17 protein-coding genes are annotated in these 20,920 nt (G+C 42.4%); 11 read left to right on the top strand and 6 right to left on the bottom strand.

The window, feature by feature from the left end:
• Positions 1-164: 164 nt before the first annotated feature.
• On the top strand, positions 165-575 hold the full coding sequence (locus J4E06_RS15250; RefSeq protein WP_349524843.1) for a hypothetical protein: 411 nt from the start codon (positions 165-167) through the stop codon (positions 573-575).
• Here the strand turns inward: J4E06_RS15250 and J4E06_RS15245 are convergent.
• Positions 572-1,015, bottom strand: a complete 444-nt coding sequence (locus tag J4E06_RS15245) for a hypothetical protein (RefSeq protein ID WP_349524842.1) — start codon at positions 1,013-1,015, stop codon at positions 572-574. The genes J4E06_RS15250 and J4E06_RS15245 overlap by 4 nt on opposite strands.
• 181 nt (positions 1,016-1,196) lie before the next feature.
• On the opposite strand from J4E06_RS15245, the gene J4E06_RS15240 reads away from it, so the two are divergent.
• The 10 genes from J4E06_RS15240 (at position 1,197) to J4E06_RS15195 (ending at position 13,646) form a co-directional block, all read left to right on the top strand.
• Entirely contained in the window at positions 1,197-2,393 is a 1,197-nt protein-coding gene (locus tag J4E06_RS15240; RefSeq protein ID WP_349524841.1) for an Nramp family divalent metal transporter, read from the top strand.
• Positions 2,394-3,137, top strand: a complete 744-nt coding sequence (pxpA, locus tag J4E06_RS15235) for a 5-oxoprolinase subunit PxpA (RefSeq protein WP_349524840.1) — start codon at positions 2,394-2,396, stop codon at positions 3,135-3,137.
• Positions 3,134-3,868 (top strand): 5-oxoprolinase subunit PxpB, encoded by a 735-nt coding sequence (pxpB, locus tag J4E06_RS15230; RefSeq protein WP_349524839.1) that lies wholly within the window; start codon positions 3,134-3,136, stop codon positions 3,866-3,868. Before pxpA ends, pxpB begins: the two co-directional genes overlap by 4 nt.
• On the top strand, positions 3,861-4,700 hold the full coding sequence (locus J4E06_RS15225; RefSeq protein ID WP_349524837.1) for a 5-oxoprolinase subunit C family protein: 840 nt from the start codon (positions 3,861-3,863) through the stop codon (positions 4,698-4,700). Before pxpB ends, J4E06_RS15225 begins: the two co-directional genes overlap by 8 nt.
• 361 nt (positions 4,701-5,061) lie before the next feature.
• Entirely contained in the window at positions 5,062-6,738 is a 1,677-nt protein-coding gene (ilvD, locus tag J4E06_RS15220; RefSeq protein ID WP_349524836.1) for a dihydroxy-acid dehydratase, read from the top strand.
• Between the two features lie 38 nt (positions 6,739-6,776).
• Entirely contained in the window at positions 6,777-8,510 is a 1,734-nt protein-coding gene (gene ilvB / locus J4E06_RS15215) for a biosynthetic-type acetolactate synthase large subunit (RefSeq protein ID WP_349524835.1), read from the top strand.
• 75 nt (positions 8,511-8,585) lie between these two features.
• On the top strand, positions 8,586-9,113 hold the full coding sequence (gene ilvN, locus J4E06_RS15210) for an acetolactate synthase small subunit (RefSeq protein WP_014034547.1): 528 nt from the start codon (positions 8,586-8,588) through the stop codon (positions 9,111-9,113).
• 23 nt (positions 9,114-9,136) lie between these two features.
• Positions 9,137-10,612: a ketol-acid reductoisomerase gene (gene ilvC / locus J4E06_RS15205; protein ID WP_349524834.1), complete on the top strand. Its 1,476-nt coding sequence runs from the start codon at positions 9,137-9,139 to the stop codon at positions 10,610-10,612.
• A 16-nt stretch (positions 10,613-10,628) separates the two neighbouring features.
• Positions 10,629-11,894, top strand: a complete 1,266-nt coding sequence (gene ilvA, locus J4E06_RS15200; protein WP_349524833.1) for a threonine ammonia-lyase — start codon at positions 10,629-10,631, stop codon at positions 11,892-11,894.
• A 159-nt stretch (positions 11,895-12,053) separates the two neighbouring features.
• A complete protein-coding gene (locus tag J4E06_RS15195) occupies positions 12,054-13,646 on the top strand; it encodes an NADP-dependent glyceraldehyde-3-phosphate dehydrogenase (RefSeq protein ID WP_349524832.1) in 1,593 nt (530 codons plus the stop codon).
• Between the two features lie 196 nt (positions 13,647-13,842).
• On the opposite strand, the gene leuB is transcribed toward J4E06_RS15195, so the two are convergent.
• The 5 genes from leuB to recG form a co-directional block, all read right to left on the bottom strand.
• Entirely contained in the window at positions 13,843-14,901 is a 1,059-nt protein-coding gene (gene leuB, locus J4E06_RS15190; RefSeq protein ID WP_349524831.1) for a 3-isopropylmalate dehydrogenase, read from the bottom strand.
• A 43-nt stretch (positions 14,902-14,944) separates the two neighbouring features.
• Positions 14,945-16,462, bottom strand: coding sequence for a hydroxymethylglutaryl-CoA lyase-like TIM-barrel protein (locus J4E06_RS15185; protein WP_349524830.1), 1,518 nt, complete (start codon positions 16,460-16,462; stop codon positions 14,945-14,947).
• 30 nt (positions 16,463-16,492) lie between these two features.
• Entirely contained in the window at positions 16,493-17,089 is a 597-nt protein-coding gene (gene leuD / locus J4E06_RS15180) for a 3-isopropylmalate dehydratase small subunit (RefSeq protein ID WP_349524829.1), read from the bottom strand.
• A 100-nt stretch (positions 17,090-17,189) separates the two neighbouring features.
• On the bottom strand, positions 17,190-18,602 hold the full coding sequence (leuC, locus tag J4E06_RS15175) for a 3-isopropylmalate dehydratase large subunit (RefSeq protein WP_349524828.1): 1,413 nt from the start codon (positions 18,600-18,602) through the stop codon (positions 17,190-17,192).
• Between the two features lie 200 nt (positions 18,603-18,802).
• Complete coding sequence (gene recG, locus J4E06_RS15170) at positions 18,803-20,908, bottom strand: ATP-dependent DNA helicase RecG (RefSeq protein ID WP_349524827.1); 2,106 nt, start codon at positions 20,906-20,908, stop codon at positions 18,803-18,805.
• Positions 20,909-20,920: the final 12 nt, after the last annotated feature.

Raw genomic sequence — 20,920 nt, 5'->3', positions numbered from 1 at the left:
CGAGAATCATAAATTATCAATTTAAAACACTGTTATTCAATAATTTCACAATGAGAACAACTAAAATAACAAGATGCGCAAACACAATGTTAAATACTATTAATGTGCTGTGATAAAGTGTGTTAAGTACTATTTTTGCACGTTTTTAAAAAAAAATAGGAAACATGCAGTGTGTGGAATTGAACCCAATCGGGAATTTTGATACTTGGGAACAGGAAAAAATTGATGAGTTGTTACATCAAGAAATTCAGGAATCGTTAAGCAATAGATTGGTTTTTGAGAATGAAGGGGTAAAGCTATGGGATTTAATGCTTCTACCGGGTCAGCGACTGAATTTTAGAAGACATAATACCAACTACGGCTGGGTGTGTACAACAGGAGGATTGGTGATAACACGTTATGGTAATGGTAAAATAGATATGATCAAGCTAAACCCCGGTGATACAGAATATTTTGAAAACAAGGGCAAAAACTATATCAACGATTTGGAGAATATTGGGGAGGATACCTTGGTCATTAATATTTTGGAATACAAGGATTCCAAAATAGAAAAGAGCTATCAGTTCACCAATTAAATTGCTTTAATGTTCGCCTTTAAGCCTGAGATGATACCGAGTATATTGGCTACGGTTTCATCCAAATAATATTTGATGGCCAAATGCGGAATCCGGATAGTGGTAAAACCATTTTTGAAGGAGTGCATGGCTTCTTCAAGATCGTTTATAGCCTGCTCGTGGGTGATCATATTGTAATTTTGGTCAATCTCGATATTGAGTTTGACGCGGGAGATGGCAATATCAACCGATTTTTTACCATCCCACCATTCCAGCATGGGGTGAGCTCCAGCTTCTTTTAAGGCGTAGAATAAATGAATGGCATCAATCGGGGTATCGTTATCCAGTATAACTTTTTTGATGAGCCGTGTATGTCGTTCGCAAAGTTCAACACCTATGGATTCTTTTGAAACTTTAAGTTGTTGAGGGCTAATCTCTTTGCCGCAATCCTTACATGTCATAAGTCTTTTTAAGGTTTAAGTCTAAGTATGATTTGGGACTATTATAACTTTGAGTTTTTTAAAATCGTATAAAAAATCGACGTACGGCATTTCACTTTTAGACGAAATACACTTTTTCGGATGAAATGCATGTTTTCTCCAATTATCCTTTTAATTTAATCGCTCCAAAACCAAAGAACCTATGTTTAAAAAAATAGGACCAGGGGTTCTGGTGGCCGCAGCCTTTGTTGGGCCTGGAACCATAACCATGTGTACCTTGGCGGGAGCTCGCTTTGGCTACGCATTGATTTGGGCTTTGTTGGTGTCCATTATCGCAACCATTGTTTTGCAAGGAATGGCAGGCAGAATAGGACTTGTTACGCAAAATGGACTAGTTGATGTGGTAAGAACAGAACTTAAAACACCCTGGGTCCGAAACGTGGTAATAACTATAGTTTTGGGTGCTATTTTGGTGGGTAATGCTGCCTACGAAGCTGGTAATATTGGAGGTGCTACTCTCGGTCTTGAACAATTGTTGCCACAACCAGAATTAAAATCCCTTTTACCGTCAATTATAGGAGTCATCATATTTTTGTTGCTCTGGTTTAGTAATTATAAGATTTTAGAGAAGATATTTATGGGCCTAGTGGGTATTATGGGACTCAGCTTTGTAATCTGTGCCATTATCACCCAACCATCAATCACTGGTATATTAAAAGGAATGTTCGTTCCTCGCTTACCAGAAGACGGATTGCTCACGGTAATAGCTTTGGTGGGGACCACGGTGGTGCCATACAACCTCTTTTTGCATGCCTCATTGGTGAAGGAGAAATGGAATTCCAAAACCGATTTAAATGCGGTGAATTGGGATACCATCGTATCCATTGGCTTGGGAGGATTGGTCTCCATAGCAATACTTATAACCGCCTCCGCAGCCCCAATTTCAGAAATTAATAACGCTTTGGATATGGCAAAAGCCCTTGAGCCTCTGTTTGGTAAAATGACGTTCTTATTTATGGCAATCGGACTTTTGGCCGCAGGTATTACCTCTGCAATCACAGCGCCTTTGGCGGCTGCCTACGTGGCCAGTAGTTGTTTTGGTTGGGAAGGAGGCATGCAGAACAAAAAATTCAAAATGGTTTGGGCCATTGTGCTTTTGTGTGGTGTGGTTTTCCTATCTTTTGACATAACCCCCATCGAGGTGATTCAATTTGCACAGGTGGCGAATGGTATTTTGCTTCCTGTAATGGCACTCTTGCTTTTATGGATTGTCAACAAAAAGTCTGTGATGGGGCAAAACAAGAACTCCTTGGTGCAAAATGTACTGGGAATTACCATCGTGGCATTTGCCATATTTTTGGGAGCAAAAAGTATATTTAAGGTTATTGGATTGTTGTAGATGGGTAGATTTAAGATAGATATTAATTGTGATGTAGGGGAGGGAGTAGGGAACGAAGCGGATATCTTTCCATTCATAAGTTCCTGCAACATTGCGTGCGGTGGCCATGCGGGTGACAAGGAAACCATGTTAAAGGTTGCCTCCCTCGCCAAGAAACATAACCTTAAAGTAGGTTCGCATCCATCATACCCTGATAAAGCTAATTTTGGCAGGGAAGTGATGGATATATCGGACCAAGACCTAATACAAAGTATTAGAAAACAATTAGCGGATTTTGATGAGGTTCTAAAACAGAAACAAATCAGCTTGCATCATATCAAAGCCCACGGAGCACTGTATAATCAAACGGCAAAGGATGAGAGGTTGGCAGAGGTGTATTTAGATGCCATTGCCGATTACAAAGAGAAAGCCCTTCTGTACGTTCCTTTTGATTCGGTAATAGCACGAAAAGCAAAGGAACAAGGTTTCAATCTTTGGTTTGAAGCCTTTGCGGATAGAAACTATAATGCTGACTTATCCCTAGTCTCCAGAAAAGAAGAAAATGCATTAATTACAGCACCCGAAGTAGTGTTGAAGCATATATTGTCTATCATTAAAAAAGGTCAGGTACAGTGCGCGGATGGTGAATCATGTAAGATCCAGGCAGATACCCTTTGCGTTCATGGAGATACAGTTTCGGCCTTAAAAATATTAACGTATCTTTCTAAAGAATTACCCAAGAACCAGGTAGAAATACAAAAGTGAAAAGTTACCCCATCAGCATCAAACCCTTTGGAGAACGAGCCGTTTTAGTGGAATGGCCCGATGAGGTAAGTGAATCCATTTTGGCAGACATCCTAGATTTTATGGACGCTTTTAAGGAGTTGAAAATACCCGATTGGGAAATGTCCGTCGCCTATAATTCTTTAACCATGGTTTACAACCGCGATCATATAGATTTTGAGGAGACCAAGCATATGATTTTGGAATGCCATAAAAAACAGGCTCAGTCAAAAACAGAACGAGTTCAACATTTATGGACACTTCCCGTTTGCTACGACCTTGAATTTGGAATGGACATTGAAGAAGCAGCCAAAACTTTGAACATTTCGGTAGAAGAACTTATTAAACAGCATACATCGCATCAATATGTGGTGTTTGGCATTGGTTTTTTGCCTGGTTTTATGTATTTGGGCGGACTGCCATCATCTTTAGAGATTCCACGCAGAGCAGAACCAAGATTAAAAGTTCAGAAAGGTTCCGTAGGGTTAGCCAGTAAACAAACTGGTATTTACCCTCAAGATTCCCCAGGCGGCTGGAACATTATTGGCAATTGTCCGGTGGACTTGTTCGACCCCAGTAAGGAAAACCCTTGTTTTGTCAAAGTGGGTGATAAGATACAGTTCGAGAGCATTTCCAAAGCAGAATACGACCTTCATAAAATTGAAGGCGAAGTAGGTATTTATGAACCCGAAAAAGTTGTTCTGAATGCTTAAAGTGTTGAAACCAGGTCTTTATTTAAGTATTCAGGATCTTGGCAGGTTCGGACATCGAGATATTGGTGTACCGATTGCTGGTGCCATGGATGTGGAATCGATGAAAAAAGCCAATTTATTATTGGAGAATGATGAGAACGATGCGGTTTTGGAAATGACCATGACGGGTCCCACACTCCAATTTAATACCGATACGTATATTAGTTTGTCCGGCGCGCACATTGTTGCTACATTGAACAACGAGCCGATTGATAATTACACGGTGATCAAAGTGGCTAAGGGTGATATTCTATCGTATGGCCGCCTAGAAAAGGGCTTTAGGGGGTATTTGGCGGTTAAAGGTGGTTTTCAATCGAAAAAACTGCTCAATAGCCGCTCTCAATTTTACCCTGTCACCCAATCCGCCAGACTTAAAGATGGCGATGAGATACCCTACACGGAAACAAAGAATTACGAGCCTAAAATATCAGAAGTAAAGATTGAGGAGCATTTTGAAATAAATAAACTAAAAGTTTACAAGGGGCCAGAATTCTCTTTATTTTCCGATGGTCAGCTCACAGAGATTTTTGCGAAGCCTTTCACCGTTGCCAAAGAAAACAACCGAATGGCCTACCAACTTTCGGAATTAATTGCAGGGCATTCCCATTCCATGTTGACCTCGGGAACTTTACCCGGCACCATTCAGCTTACTCCCGCAGGCCGAATGATTATTTTAATGAAGGATGGCCAAACCACAGGAGGCTATCCTAGAATTCTACAACTTTCCGAAGCATCCATTTCCGTTTTAGCGCAGAAAAAGTATGGGGATGAGCTACTATTTAAACTTGTTTAGAAATAATTCTTTATTTTAATCAAAAACAGAACCGTTATTTTTCGTACCATTGAAATATGAAAAGAAATAAACAAGTCTTTATCGAAGTCATTATTATCCCCAAAACGGGGTGATACAGACTTGCTATTGACTGAAAAAGGCCTGTATCCCATACGATATAGGCCTTTTTTGTTGCAATGAAATGAATTGAATATTGGAATTTTAATCAATCTAAAAAACTGAAATACAGATAATTATGTTTATTATGTTTCCAGTGGATTTAAACGGCAAGGAACTGTTAAAAATCTAGGGCTTTTTAAACATTTATCTTTGAATTACGGTATAAATTCAGAAGAATACTGTATTTGAATGAAATTTGACAATGGAATTGAACAAGTTTAGTAAAAAAGTAACACAAGACCCAACCCTGCCGGCCGCTCAGGCCATGTTGCATGCGATTGGGCTCACAGACGAAGATTTACAAAAACCTTTAATCGGAATAGCGAGCACAGGGTATGAGGGCAACCCCTGCAATATGCACCTAAATGATTTGGCCCTCGACGTGAAAAAGGGAATCGAATCATCCAATTTGGTAGGGCTTATCTTCAACACCATTGGGGTGAGCGATGGAATTTCCAACGGAACTCCGGGAATGCGATACTCCTTGCCTTCAAGGGATATCATTGCAGATTCCATAGAAACCGTGATTCACGCCATGAGCTACGACGGATTGGTGACCGTGGTAGGGTGCGATAAAAATATGCCCGGTGCGCTAATGGCACAATTGCGCTTGAACCGCCCGTCCATTTTGGTGTATGGGGGAACCATTGCCCCGGGATGCCACAATAATAAAAAACTGGATATCATATCCGCTTTTGAGGCTTACGGACAAAAAGTTGCTGGAGCTATAGATGAAGCAGAGTATAAGGAAGTCATTCACAAAGCGTGCCCGGGAGCGGGGGCCTGCGGAGGTATGTACACGGCCAACACCATGGCCTCGGCTATTGAGGCAATGGGGATGTCCATGCCTTTTAACTCATCCATTCCGGCGGTTAACGATAAAAAACAAGCAGATTGCGAAGCATCGGGAGCTGCATTGTACCATTTGTTGAAGGAAGACATCAAACCAAGGGATATTGTTACCAAAAAAGCATTGGAAAATGCCTTTAGATTGGTTACAGTGCTTGGTGGTTCCACCAATGCAGTACTTCACTTTATGGCCATAGCGCATGCTGCTGAGGTTGATTTCACCTTGGAGGATATTACAAGAATTAGTGAATCCACACCCTTGTTGGCCGATTTAAAACCTAGCGGAAAGTATTTGATGGAAGACCTTCATAATGTGGGAGGTGTTCCAGCGGTATTAAAATATATGCTGAAGGAAGGTATGCTTCACGGTGATTGTATGACCGTTACTGGAAAAACGTTGGCAGAAAACTTATTGGAGGCTCCAGATTTGAAAGAAGGTCAGGATATCATCAGAAAGAAAGAGCAACCCATTAAAGAAACGGGACATATTCGTATATTATATGGAAACCTTGCTTCCGAAGGTGCGGTGGCCAAAATCACAGGGAAAGAAGGATTGGAGTTTACTGGGACAGCCCGTGTTTTTGACAGCGAAACAGCCGTAAACGAGGGAATTCATACGGGGAAGGTTCAAAAAGGTGATGTGGTGGTCATTCGTTACGAAGGCCCAAAAGGAGCACCGGGAATGCCCGAAATGTTGAAGCCTACGTCTGCCATCATGGGAGCTGGACTTGGAAAAGATGTAGCTCTTATCACCGATGGTAGGTTCTCAGGTGGTTCCCACGGATTTGTGGTAGGCCACGTTTCCCCCGAGGCACAAGTAGGTGGTGGAATCGCCTTGGTGAAAAACGGAGATGAAATAACCATTGATGCGGTAAACAATACCATCAACATCAACATCTCGGACGAAGAGTTTGAACAACGAAGAAAAGAATGGAAGCAACCTGAACTGAAAACAAAATCAGGTAGCTTATACAAATATGCCAAAACGGTATCATCGGCAGCAAAAGGCTGTGTTACCGATTTGTTCTAAAAAAATTATGATAGGGGTATCTCCCTAAATACAGGCTTATGGAGACATTGAAAGCAGAAAAAAAAGATAGTAAAAAACAAAAGGCAATCAGGATAACAGGTGCGGAAGCCATAATTCATTGCTTGCTTGCAGAAGGGGTTGATTTAATCTATGGTTACCCTGGGGGCGCTATTATGCCCGTCTATGATGAACTATACAAGTTTCAGGATAAATTGACTCATATTCTGACACGCCATGAACAAGGTGCTACGCATGCTGCCCAAGGTTACGCAAGAGTTACGGGTAGAGTAGGAGTAGCTATGGCAACTTCAGGGCCGGGTGCGACCAACTTGGTAACAGGTATCGCCGACGCACAAATAGATTCGACACCCATGGTTTGTATTACGGGTCAGGTAACCAGAAGCCTTTTGGGTTCCGATGCCTTTCAGGAAACGGATATCGTGGGCATTTCCACACCTGTGACCAAATGGAATTATCAGATTACAAAGGTTGAAGAGATTCCGGAGATAATGGCCAAGGCCTTCTATATCGCAAGGTCAGGAAGACCGGGCCCTGTATTGGTGGATATTACCAAAAATGCCCAGTTTGACGAATTGGATTTTGTGTATGAAAAGTGTACCGCGGTAAGAAGTTATACGCCAGCTCCCAAACCGGGGCTTGGTAGTCTTGAAAAAGCAGCCGAATTGATCAACAGTGCCAAAAAGCCATTTATTGTATTTGGACAAGGAGTAATCTTGGGGGAGGCCGAAGCCGAACTCAAAGCCTTTGTTGAAAAAACAGGAATTCCTGCGGCATGGACTATTCTAGGATTATCCGCAATGGATACAGATCACCCTTTGAATGTTGGGATGGTAGGGATGCACGGAAACTATGGCCCCAACATGCTCACAAACGAATGCGATGTGCTTATTGCCATAGGTATGCGTTTTGATGATCGTGTAACGGGCGATTTAAATACCTACGCGAAGCAGGCGAAGGTCATTCATTTTGAGATAGACCCAGCAGAAGTCAACAAGAATGTTAAAGTGGATGTGGCCGTTTTGGGCAATTCCAAAGAAACTTTAAGCCAGATATTGCCTTTGGTCAATAAAAATGAGCATAAACAGTGGAAAGCCGAGTTTGATAAAATGTATCAAATCGAATACGATACCTTGATCAACAATGATATTCATCCTACCAAGGAAGGATTGACCATGGGCGAAGTGATTGAGCAAATCAATATGGCTTCTGGTCATGAAGCTGTAATTGTTTCGGACGTGGGTCAGCACCAAATGATAGCGTGCCGCTATGCTAAGTTCAATCAGTCCAAGAGCAATATTACTTCTGGCGGATTGGGCACCATGGGATTTGGGCTTCCGGCGGCCATCGGTGCAAAAATGGGCGCAATGGACCGCGAAGTAGTAGCAATAATAGGAGACGGCGGTTATCAAATGACGATTCAGGAGCTGGGCGTTATTTTCCAGCACAATGTGCCCGTCAAAATTGTGGTTCTGAATAACGACCACTTGGGAATGGTGCGTCAGTGGCAAGAACTTTTCTTTGATAGACGATATGCTTCAACGGTAATGACCAACCCGGATTTTGTAAAGATTGCAGAAGGTTACCATATCAAATCCAGAAGAGTTTCCGAACGTGGCGACCTTCAAGAAGCAGTACAGGAAATGATGGCATCCAAAGACCCATACTTTTTGGAAGTGAAAGTGGAAAAAGAGGATAATGTATTCCCGATGATTCCATCAGGCGCTTCTGTTTCAGATATCAGATTAAAATAAAATTATAGATTATACCTTATTGGGTGACGGTTCATTCATTTTAGATTCAATAGGGCAGCAAGAGTATAAAACACTATGGAAAAACAATGGTATACCATCTCGGTGTATTCCGAAAATCATGTGGGGTTGCTCAATAGAATATCAGGAATATTCTTAAAGAGACACATTAATATTGAGAGTTTAAATGTTTCAAAATCAGAGATAGAAGGTGTTTCTAAATTCACGATTGTAGTTTTTACCACCGAAGACTGGACGCGCAAGATTGTTGGACAGATAGAAAAACAAATCGAGGTCATCAAGGCATATTATCACACCGATGACGAAACTATTTATCAGGAATCCGCATTGTTTAAAATCGCTTCGCATTTGTTGTTCGATGAAAGGCAGATTCAAAACATCATCAAAGAAAGCAATGCACAAATTGTTACCGTAAACCGTGAGTTTTTTGCCTTGGCCAAAACAGGGCGTAGGCACGAAATAGACGAAATGCACGATGCACTTTTGCCTTATGGCATTATGCAGTTTGTGCGTTCGGGCAGAATTACGGTAACCAAGGCAGCGATGCCAATAAGCGAAATATTACAAGAATTTCAAGAAAACTAAATAGCGTAAAATCAAATATTAAAATGGCAAATTACTTTAACACACTATCACTTCGCGAACAACTGACCCAATTGGGAAAATGTAGATTTATGGATTCCAGCGAGTTTGCTGATGGTGTTACCGCACTAAAAGGAAAGAAAATAGTAATAGTTGGGTGTGGCGCCCAAGGGTTGAACCAAGGACTGAACATGCGTGACTCTGGTTTGGATATTTCCTATGCCCTGCGTCCAGCTGCAATCAAGGAGCAACGTCAATCTTATAAGAACGCCAAGGAAAACAACTTTGTTGTTGGAACCTACGAGGAATTGATTCCAACAGCCGATTTGGTCATTAACCTTACTCCGGACAAGCAGCACACTAACGTGGTAAGCACAGTAATGCCTTTGATGAAAAAAGGGGCAACCCTATCTTACTCACACGGTTTCAATATTGTGGAAGAGGGGATGCAAGTGCGTGAAGACCTTACCGTGATCATGGTAGCGCCAAAAAGTCCAGGTTCCGAGGTGCGTGAAGAGTACAAAAGAGGTTTTGGGGTACCAACCTTGATTGCCGTCCACCCAGAAAATGACCCTGAAGGTAAAGGTTTGGAGCAGGCCAAAGCGTACGCTGCAGGAACCGGTGGGGACAAAGCAGGTGTTTTGGAATCATCATTTGTGGCGGAAGTAAAGTCAGATTTGATGGGAGAGCAGACCATTCTTTGTGGTTTGTTGCAAACTGGTTCCATTCTTTCCTTCAACAAAATGGTTGAAAAAGGAGTGGATAAAGCCTACGCCTCTAAATTGATTCAATACGGATGGGAAACCATTACCGAAGGTTTGAAGCAGGGAGGTATTACCAACATGATGGACCGTTTGTCCAATCCAGCCAAGATCAAAGCTTTTGATTTGGCAGAAGAGCTAAAAGTGATTATGCGTCCATTGTTCCAAAAGCATATGGATGATATTATGAGCGGACATTTCTCCAAAACGATGATGGAAGACTGGGACAACGGGGATAAAAACCTATTGGATTGGAGAGCTGCCACAGGAGAGACTGCTTTTGAAAAAACACCGGCAGGAGATATGGAAATCTCTGAGCAGGAATACTACGACAACGGTGTGTTAATGGTAGCTTTTGTGAAATCAGGAGTGGAATTGGCCTATGAGACTATGACCGAATCGGGAATTATTGGTGATTCAGCGTACTACGAATCATTGCATGAGACCCCATTGATTGCCAACACTATTGCAAGAAAGAAATTGTTCGAGATGAACCGTGTAATCTCCGATACAGCTGAGTACGGTTGTTATTTGTTCGATCACGCTTGTAAGCCACTTTTGATCGATTTTATGAAAAAAGTGGATGCCGAAGTTATAGGCAAACACTTTGGTGAAGGCAAAGATACCGGTGTGGATAATGTAAGGTTGATTGCCGTGAACAAAGCCATCCGTGAGCATGATGTAGAAGTTGTTGGTGCCAGATTACGTGCCTCAATGACGGCCATGAAGCCAATCGGATAAAGAAACCATTGGCCCTATGAGTGAAACTGTGGAAACGTATTTTCCGCAAATAGCGGATATTTATCAAGCAGCAAAGATCATTGCCCAAGTGGCGGAGGTAACACCGTTGCAGCAAAGTATCCGCTATTCCAAGACTCATGGGGCTAATATTCTTCTAAAAAGAGAAGATCTCCACAGGGTACGTAGCTACAAAATTCGTGGCGCATACAACAAGATCAGTTCACTCAGTCAAAAACAACTGGATAGTGGTGTTGTTTGTGCCAGTGCAGGAAACCATGCACAGGGCGTGGCCTTTGCTTGTAGTCATTTACAAGTAAAAGGAACCATTTATATGCCGGTAGTAACTCCAAAGCAGAAAATAGATCAGACTAAAATGTTTGGTGGGGATTGGGTAGACGTGGTCCTGGAGGGAGATACATTCGATGACTCCAAAAAAGCGGCTCAAATATTCTGTGAGCAAGAAGATAAAACCTTTGTCCATCCGTTTGATGATGAAAAAACCATAGAAGGGCAGGCAACTGTTGGTTTGGAGATTTTACAACAATCCAGCGAGCCCATCGACTACGTTTTTGTGGCGGTTGGAGGAGGAGGATTGGCATCGGGACTATGTGGTACGTTCCAAGCGCTGTCGCCCAACACCAAAATAATAGGCATCGAGCCTGAAGGTGCGCCGTCCATGCTCAAATCCATGGAGCAAGGAGAATTGGTGGAGTTGGAAAACATCGATAAGTTTATCGATGGAGCAGCGGTTCAGAAAGTGGGGTCGTTGACCTATCCCATCTGCAGGGAGTACCTACACAAAATGATGACCGTTCCCGAAGGGAAAGTCTGCCAGACTATATTGGACCTTTACAATAGAGATGCCATAGTGGTTGAACCGGCAGGCGCTTTGACCATTGCAGTTTTGGACTATTTTAAGGAAGAAATAAAGGGTAAAAATGTGGTGTGCGTGGTCAGCGGAAGCAATAACGACATTACACGAACAGCCGAAATCAAGGAAAGGGCCTTGCTATATGGCCAATTGAAGCATTATTTTATCGTGAGGTTTCCTCAGCGTCCCGGCGCATTAAAGGAATTTGTGGTGGATATCCTTGGGCCTACTGACGATATCACCCATTTTGAGTACTCTAAAAAATCGAGCAGGGAAAATGCACCAGCTATTGTAGGGGTTGAGCTTAAATCTCCTGATGATTTGGAACCCTTGGTCAAACGTATGAAGGACAACAATTTTTTTGGGGATTATCTCAACAATAAGCCAGACCTGTTTCAGTATTTGGTGTGATGTCACCAACATTTTCAGGCATCATTATTATAAACTCGGTTTTCTATCCCTTTCAAGACCAATTGCATGAAAACTAAGGCATTTTCATTCGTTTTTATGTTAGTTTTGTGTGATGAGAGACCATTTTCAATCAACACTAATCGCTTAAAACAACAACTAATGGCTACAACTAAAACAGCAATACCTGAGCAATATCAAATCACTGAAGAAATCCATCAAAAAACCTATTTGGTACACGGTGAATTGCGTAAATGGAATGGCGATACCAGTCCAGTAGTTTCCACAATTTCATCAACAAAAGAATATGCTCCCACAACCTTGGGAAGTGTACCTGACATGGGGGAGCCTGAGGCAATGGATGCATTGGATGCTGCGCTTGCTGCTTATGACAAAGGGCAAGGACTTTGGCCAACGATGAAGGTGAAAGATCGTATTGAGTGCATGGAGGCCTTTGTGAAGAAGATGGAGCAGAAACGCGAAGAAGTGGTAAAGCTTTTGATGTGGGAAATCGGTAAATCCAAACCGGACTCTTACAAGGAGTTTGATCGTACCGTTGAGTACATTTACGATACTATCGAAGATTACAAACAATTGGACAGAAACAGCGCCAAGTTTGAAAAACACGATGGCGTTTATGCTCACATTCGAAGAGGTCCATTGGGCGTTGTGTTGTGTCTTGGACCTTACAATTATCCCCTAAACGAAACCTTTGCTTTGCTGATTCCAGCCATTATCATGGGGAACACTACTATTTTTAAACCCGCAAAGCACGGAGTTTTGTTGATCACACCACTTTTGGAAGCTTTTCAGAGCAGTTTTCCCAAGGGAGTGGTAAATATACTTTTTGGTCGAGGAAGAGCTGTAGCGGCACCGATAATGAAAACAGGCAAGGTGGATGTGTTGGCCTTGATAGGAAACAGTGTTTCTGCCAATGCTTTGCAGGACCAACACCCAAAAAGTAACCGGTTACGTTTGGTTTTGGGATTGGAAGCAAAAAACCCGGCAATCGTGCTGCCTGATGCTGAATTGGATTTAACTATTAATGAGTGTATTTCGGGAACGTTGTCCTTTAACGGGCAGCGTTGTACTGCTTTAAAGGTGGTTTACGTTCACGACGAAGTAAAAGATGAGTTTTTGAAACGATTCGCGGAGAAAGTTGATGGATTGAAATTCGGAAACCCTTGGGATGATGGCGTCAACCTAACCCCACTTCCTGAGCCAGACAAGCCAGCATATATCCAAGAGTTGTTGGATGATGCTTTGGCCAAGGGCGCCAAGATCATCAATAAAAAAGGAGGGAAGCATTTTGACAACTACATATGGCCAGCCGTGTTGTATCCTGTGACCAAAGATATGCGGGTATATCAAGAAGAACAATTTGGGCCTATAATTCCCGTGCTTTCATTTAAAGAAATTGAAGAACCTTTGGATGATATGGCAGAATCCAACTATGGACAGCAAGTGAGTTTGTTCGGTAAGGATGTTTATACCTTGTCTCCGCTGATTGATTCTTTAGCCAACTTGGTCTGTCGTGTAAATCTGAACAGTTCTTGCCAACGTGGACCAGACGTGTACCCATTTACAGGTAGAAAAGACTCAGCGCAATCCACTTTGAGTGTGCACGATGCTTTGCGTTCATTCTCCATAAGAACCTTTGTTGCTTTTAAAGACAATGATTTGAACACCCAAACCGTGGAGCAACTAATGGAAGCCAAAGTGAGCAATTTCTTGAGTACGGACTACATTTTGTAAAAAAAAGTGTCAGTTCGAGTTTTTTCCAAAGGAAAAAGTATCGAGAACGAGATTTAAAATGATGAAAATCTGATTCTCGATACGTTTTTCGTTTCACTCAAAACACTCGAATTGACGAATTTCCATATGGTATAAAAGATTAAAATAAAAAGCCCCGAATGTAGGGGCTTTCTTTTTGGTTTGTATGTGGGGTTGGTTAAATATTCTTCGCCAACCAGTCACCAACTTCACTGGTTTTGTAGGCTTTTCCGCCATCGGCCAAGTCCTCGGTAACCACACCTTCGGCCAATGATTTGTTTACCACTTCGCGAATCGCTTCAGCTTCATTTTTTAGGCCAAAAGCCGTTTCGAACATCATGGCCGCGGATAAAACCGTTGCCAAAGGGTTGGCAATATCTTTTCCTGCTGCTTGTGGGTAAGAACCGTGTATGGGCTCGAACAAAGATGTCTTTTCTCCTAAAGAGGCAGATGGCATTAATCCCATAGATCCTGAAATCACGGAAGCTTCGTCGGTTAAAATATCTCCAAATAGGTTTTCGGTGATCAATACATCATAAGCGCTTGGCCATTGCACCAAACGCATCGCTACGGCATCCACAAATTCATAGGACACTTCTACTTCGGGATAGTCTTTTTCCAGTTTCTGAACGGTTTCCCTCCACAAACGAGAAGTTTCCAAAACGTTGGCCTTGTCCACACAGCAAAGCTTTTTTGAACGCTGCATCGCCATTTCAAAGCCTTTTTTGGCCAAACGCTCTACCTCGGCGCGAGTATAAGTGCAAGTGTCGTAAGCGGTATTGTCGTTGTCTTCACGACCTCTCTTTCCAAAATAAATTCCGCCTGTCAGTTCACGAAGAAAAACAAGGTCAGTGCCTTCAATTCTTTCTTTTTTCAAAGGTGACTTATCAATCAAAGATGGAAAAGTGAAGGTTGGACGTACATTGGCGAACAATCCTAATTTCTGACGCATTTTCAACAAGCCTTGCTCTGGACGTACTTTGGCAGATGGATCGTTGTCAAAACGTGGATGACCAATAGCACCAAAAAGAACGGCATCGGCAGCAACACAGACTTCATGGGTTTCGTCAGGATAAGGTTCACCAACGGCATCAATGGCGGCAGCACCCGTTAGTGCAGGGGTCCAGCTAATTTTGTGCCCGAACTTTGCAGCTACGGCATCTGATACTTTTACGGCTTGGTCAATTACTTCTGGGCCAATTCCATCTCCGGCCAAGAGCGCTATGTTTAGTTTCATTATGTCAATTATCAGTTTTCAATAAACAATTCTAAATATCTGGTTATACTAGATTGAGCATTTTTTCAGTGGCTTTAATGGCAGATACCGTTTGGTCTGAATCCAGTCCGCGCGTAGTAAAATCCTTTTCCTTGGTCTGCCAGGTGATAACAGTTTCACAAAGTGCGTCGGAATTACTGCCCGGTGGTATTCGAACAGCGTAGTCCACTAATTTCGGTAACTCTCGCCCTTCTTTTTTGTATACTTTTTTCAAGGCATTGATGAAGGCGTCAAACTGACCGTCTCCCTGTGCATTTTCCTCATAGATTTTCCCTTCAATTTCTATGGAAAGGGTAGTGGAGGGCTTCAATCCCTTGGAGTGGGTTAGCACATAAGATCTTACAAATACTTTTTGTTGATGCAGCTTGTTGTCCAGCACATCGGAAATGATGTAGGGCAAATCATCTTTAGTAACGCGTTCTTTTTTATCACCAAGCTCAATGATGCGTTCCGTTACCTTTTTCAGTTCATCATCGTTCAAGGTTAATCCAAGCTCTTGAAGATTCTTTTGGATATTGGCCTTTCCAGATGTTTTACCTAGAGCGTATTTACGTTTTCTGCCAAATCGCTCAGGCAACAAATCATTAAAGTAAAGATTCTTCTTGCTATCTCCATCTGCATGTATTCCAGCAGTTTGAGTAAATACATTATCACCAACAATAGGTTTATTGTCAGGTATGCTGAAACCTGTAAAGGCAGATACCAATTTACTAACCTTATAAAGTGATGATTCTTTTACGCCAATCTTGATTTCTGGTAAAAAATCATTGATTACGGCAACGGCACTGGCAAGAGGTGCATTGCCCGCACGTTCGCCCATTCCATTTACGGTAAGGTGCAATCCGTGGGCACCTGCCCTTAGAGCCTCCATTACGTTGGCGACACTTAAATCATAGTCATTATGACCGTGAAAATCGAAATGGGTGTTGGGGTATCTTTCAATGATTTCCTTTAGGAAAGCCCCTGTTTCGGTATGTGTAAGCACGCCAAGGGTATCCGGAAGCAATACTCGCTTGATGGGCTGCTTTGTCAAAAAATCCAAAAACTGAAAAACATAATCCTTGGAATTTCGCATACCGTTACTCCAATCCTCCAAGTAAACGTTGGTGTCAATTCCTAGGTTTTGTCCTTCAGAAATTACATTTTCTATTTCTGTAAAATGCTGTTTTGGAGTTTTTTTAAGTTGGTGGGTTAAATGATTCAATGAACCTTTGGTGAGCAGGTTTTGAACTTTGGCACCTGCTTCTTGCATCCATTTAAGGGATACGCCATTGTCCACAAAAGTCAACACTTCCACTTTGGAAAGATAACCTTCCGTTTTAGCCCAATCCGTTATATTTTTTACGGCCTGTAGTTCTCCTTCCGAAACACGGGCGGAGGCAACTTCGATACGGTCTACCTTGAGCTCTTCCAACAACAGTTTGGCCAAAGTAAGTTTTTCGGAAGCCGAAAAAGAAACCCCAGAGGTTTGTTCACCATCCCGTAGGGTGGTGTCCATAATTTCTATGGTACGTGTTTTCATTTTTTGGGCCGTACTGTTCGGACTAATGGGTTATAGAGGTGTATTTTCGGCGTATTTCTCAATATCGTCTTGGATGTTCAACAAGTAGTCAATATCATCAAAACCATTGAGCATATTGTCCTTTTTATAATCGTTGATATCAAAACTTTCGCTTTCGCCTGTGGCTAAAATGGTAATCTTTTGTTCTGGTAGGTTGATTTCCAGCTCGGTTTTTGGATCGGCTTCGATCGCCTTGAAGATTTTGTCCAAAAACTCTGGACTCACTTGAACAGGAAGTACACCGATGTTCAAACAGTTACCTCTAAAAATATCTGCAAAAAAGCTGGAAACCACACAACGGAAACCGTAATCGTAAACCGCCCAAGCTGCGTGTTCTCTGGAAGAACCCGAACCGAAGTTTTTACCTCCTACCAAAATCTTTCCGGAATAGATAGGGTTGTTCAGTACGAATTGTTCTTTCGGAGTTCCATCTGAGTTGTATCTCCAGTCACGGAACAGATTATCGCCAAATCCTTTACGTTCGGTAGCTTTTAGGAATCTCGCGGGGATGATCTGGTCGGTATCCACATTTTCGATAGGCAATGGTACCGCTGAACTTGTTAGTATGTTGAATTTATCGTAAGCCATTATTTTTCAATTATCAGTTTTTCAATTAACAATTATCAATGAGCATTAATCAATTTTTTGTTGCTCTATTGTTAATTGTTTTATTGTAGATTGTTTATTGTTAAGCAAATGCTTCTTCGTGCATTAACTCCCTTGGGTCTGTCACTTTTCCAGTTACGGCTGCAGCGGCAGCCACCAATGGACTAGCGAGCAGCGTACGGGCGCCGGGGCCTTGTCGTCCTTCAAAGTTTCTGTTGGACGTACTTACGGCATATTTACCTGCTGGAATCTTATCATCGTTCATTGCCAAGCATGCTGAACAGCCGGGCTCTCTCAATTCAAAACCAGCTTCTGTCAAAATATCCAAGATGCCCTCTTCTTTAATGGCCTCTTCCACTTTGTGGGAACCGGGAACCAACCATGCGGTTACGTTATCAGCTTTCTTTCTACCTTTTATGATGGAGGCAAAAGCTCTAAAATCTTCAATCCTGCCATTGGTACAACTTCCAAGGAACACAAAATCGATAGGTTTGCCCACCATGGGCTCTCCTTCGTTGTAGTCCATATACTCCAAGGATTTTTTGTACGTCGCAACGGCACCATCAATGGTTTCGGCCAAAGGGATATTATTACTGATTCCAATGCCCATACCTGGGTTGGTACCGAAAGTAATCATAGGTTCGATTTCGCTCGCATCAAAAGTGACCTCTTTGTCAAATTCAGCATCGTCATCGGAATACAGTGTACTCCAATATTCCATGGCAGCATCCCAATCCTTGCCTTTTGGTGTATATTCTCTTCCTTTGATGTAGTCAAAAGTCTTTTCATCCGGAGCGATCATGCCGCCACGGGCACCCATTTCAATACTGAGGTTACAAACCGTCATACGGCCTTCCATGGACATATTTTTGAAAACATCTCCGCCATATTCCACAAAATATCCAGTAGCACCGGATGTGGACAATTTGGAAATGATGAAAAGGGCCACATCTTTGGGAGTGACAGCTTCGCTCAATGCTCCGCTTACATTGATGCGCATACTTTTAGGCTTGGGCTGCATAATGCATTGGGTGGACAATACCATTTCCACTTCGCTGGTACCGATACCGAAGGCAATGGCACCAAAGGCTCCGTGGGTAGAGGTGTGTGAATCTCCACAAACAATGGTGGCTCCAGGAACGGTGATTCCGTTCTCTGGACCAATTACGTGTACAATACCGTTTTTCTTATGCCCAAGTCCCCAGTATGGAATACCGTGGGCGTTGGCATTTTCCTCCAAAGCCCTTAATTGATTGGCGGACAAAGGGTCCTTAACGGGCAAGTGCTGGTTTCGGGTCGGGGTATTGTGGTCCGCGGTGGCAAAAGTGCGCTCTGGGTACAATACTTTTATTCCTCTGTTCTTTAATCCTAAAAAAGCTACGGGACTCGTTACTTCATGGACCAAATGCCTGTCGATGAAGAGTACATCCGGACCATTCTCAATATGCTTTACGACATGGGAATCCCAAACTTTATCAAATAGTGTCTTGCTCATTGTGTCTTCAATAATTTGTAAGCCTACAAAGTTAAAATTTGTGAGTGAAACCGATTATCGGTTAGTAGTAAAATTACGATGTTCAACAGTAATTTCGAGCCATTGTATTTAAACGTAACAAATCTTAGAGGTTGATTTTCAATTTATAACAATGAAGTTTGAAGAATTGTAGCATACACCAATTACAAACCTAATCGATGTCAACTAATATAATTCCAAATGGTTTTATTGGCCATCATTTTGGAATAGGCGCTGAGAATAGAAGCGTTTTCTGCTTTTTCGAGGCGTGGGTCTTGTTTAAGCAATTGAATGGCATAATAACGGGCCGTTTTTAGGATTTGATTGTCCTTAACAATGTCCGCAATCTTTAAAGTCAGCAGGCCACTTTGTTGGGTGCCCATCAAATCCCCAGGACCGCGAAGCTTAAGGTCAACCTCCGCGATTTCAAAACCATCATTGGTGTGTACCATGGTCTCTAGTCGGGTTTTGGCATCTTCAGATAGTTTATGACTTGTCATCAGAATACAGAAGCTCTGTTCTGCACCTCGTCCCACGCGACCGCGGAGCTGGTGCAATTGCGACAATCCGAACCGTTCGGCACTCTCAATGATCATTACAGAGGCGTTGGGAACGTTAACGCCCACTTCGATTACCGTAGTGGCGATCATAATCTGTGTTTCGCCTTTCACAAAGCGTTCCATTTCGTAATCCTTATCAGCGGGCTTCATTTTACCGTGGACAATGGAAATTTGATATTCAGGTTGTGGAAAATCGCGGACAATGCTTTCGTACCCATCCATCAAATCTTTATAATCGAGTGCTTCTGACTCTTGAATCAGCGGATACACAATATAGATTTGTCTCCCCTTTTTAATTTCATCTTTGATGAAACCAAACACCTTTAGTCGATTACTGTCGAACCTATGTACTGTTTTTATTGGTTTTCTACCAGGAGGCAGCTCATCAATCACCGAGATGTCCAAATCACCATAAAGGCTCATTGCTAATGTCCTAGGAATGGGAGTTGCCGTCATCACTAAAATGTGCGGAGGTGTCTGATTTTTATGCCAAAGCTTGGAGCGTTGTGCCACACCAAACCGGTGCTGTTCATCCACAATGGCCAAGCCAAGGTTCTGGAACTGGACTTTGTCCTCCAAAACCGCGTGTGTGCCCACTAGAATGTTCAAATTGCCATTTTCCAATTGATTGTGCAGCAAAGTGCGTTCGGACTTTTTTGTAGAGCCTGTCAATAGAGCAATCTTAACATCCATATTTTCCAGAAGCTCCTTGAGCCCATTGTAATGTTGGGTCGCCAAAATTTCCGTTGGAGCCATCAAACAGGCTTGAAAACCGTTGTCAATAGCCAACAGCATACACATTAATGCCACAATGGTCTTACCTGAGCCCACATCGCCTTGCAGCAATCGGTTCATTTGGGCATTGCTCCCCAAATCGTTCCGAATTTCCTTAATGACACGTTTTTGGGCATTCGTGAGTTCAAAAGGCAAGTGGTTTTCAAAGAATTCGGTAAATTTTTCGCCCACAGCTTCAAAGGGCATTCCTTTTATTTTTTGTTTCCGTTGTAAATTTTGGGATATCAATCGCAATTGCACAAAAAACAACTCTTCAAACTTTAACCGAAACTGTGCTCTGGCCAACAATTCTTGATTCTTAGGAAAATGGATATTGAAAAGCGCTGCACTCTTCGATATCAACTTCAATTCTTCCAAAATGTTTTGCGATAATGATTCTGGAAACTTGCCCTTGCACTCTACAAACAACTGCTGCATCATTTTACTGATGACACGATTTGTGATTCCCTTATTACTTAATTTTTCCGTAGAAGGGTAGATGGGCTGCATCACCATTTTTAATCCCTTTTGATGTTTTTGCAGGGTTTCCATTTCGGGGTGGGGCATGGAAAATATACTTCCGTATTTGTTCACCTTGCCAAAAACCACGTAGGGTTCGTTGAGTTTTAAATTTTCCTTGATCCATTTATGCCCTCGGAACCAAACGAGGTCCATTTGCCCCGTTTCATCCACAAAAGAGGCCACCAAACGTTTGCCTCTTTTTTGCTCCACTGTTTTTATGTGGACAATTTTCCCCACCACTTGCACATCGGCACCGCTGGGTTGTAGTTGATTAATTTTATAATAACTCGTCCGGTCCAAATAGCGATTAGGGAAGAGGTGCAGCAGGTCTTTAAAGGTCTCAATGCCCAATTCGGTCTTTAGGGCATCGGCCCTGTTTGGGCCAACTCCTTTGAGGTATGCTATGGGAGTTTGCAGAAAATTGGGATTCATCGAACTAAAATA

Source organism: Allomuricauda sp. NFXS6 (genome assembly GCF_040148835.1).
GTDB lineage: Bacteria > Bacteroidota > Bacteroidia > Flavobacteriales > Flavobacteriaceae > Flagellimonas.
The sequence above is the reverse complement of the archived record's forward strand: the minus strand, read 5'-3'. Positions and strand labels throughout refer to the sequence as shown.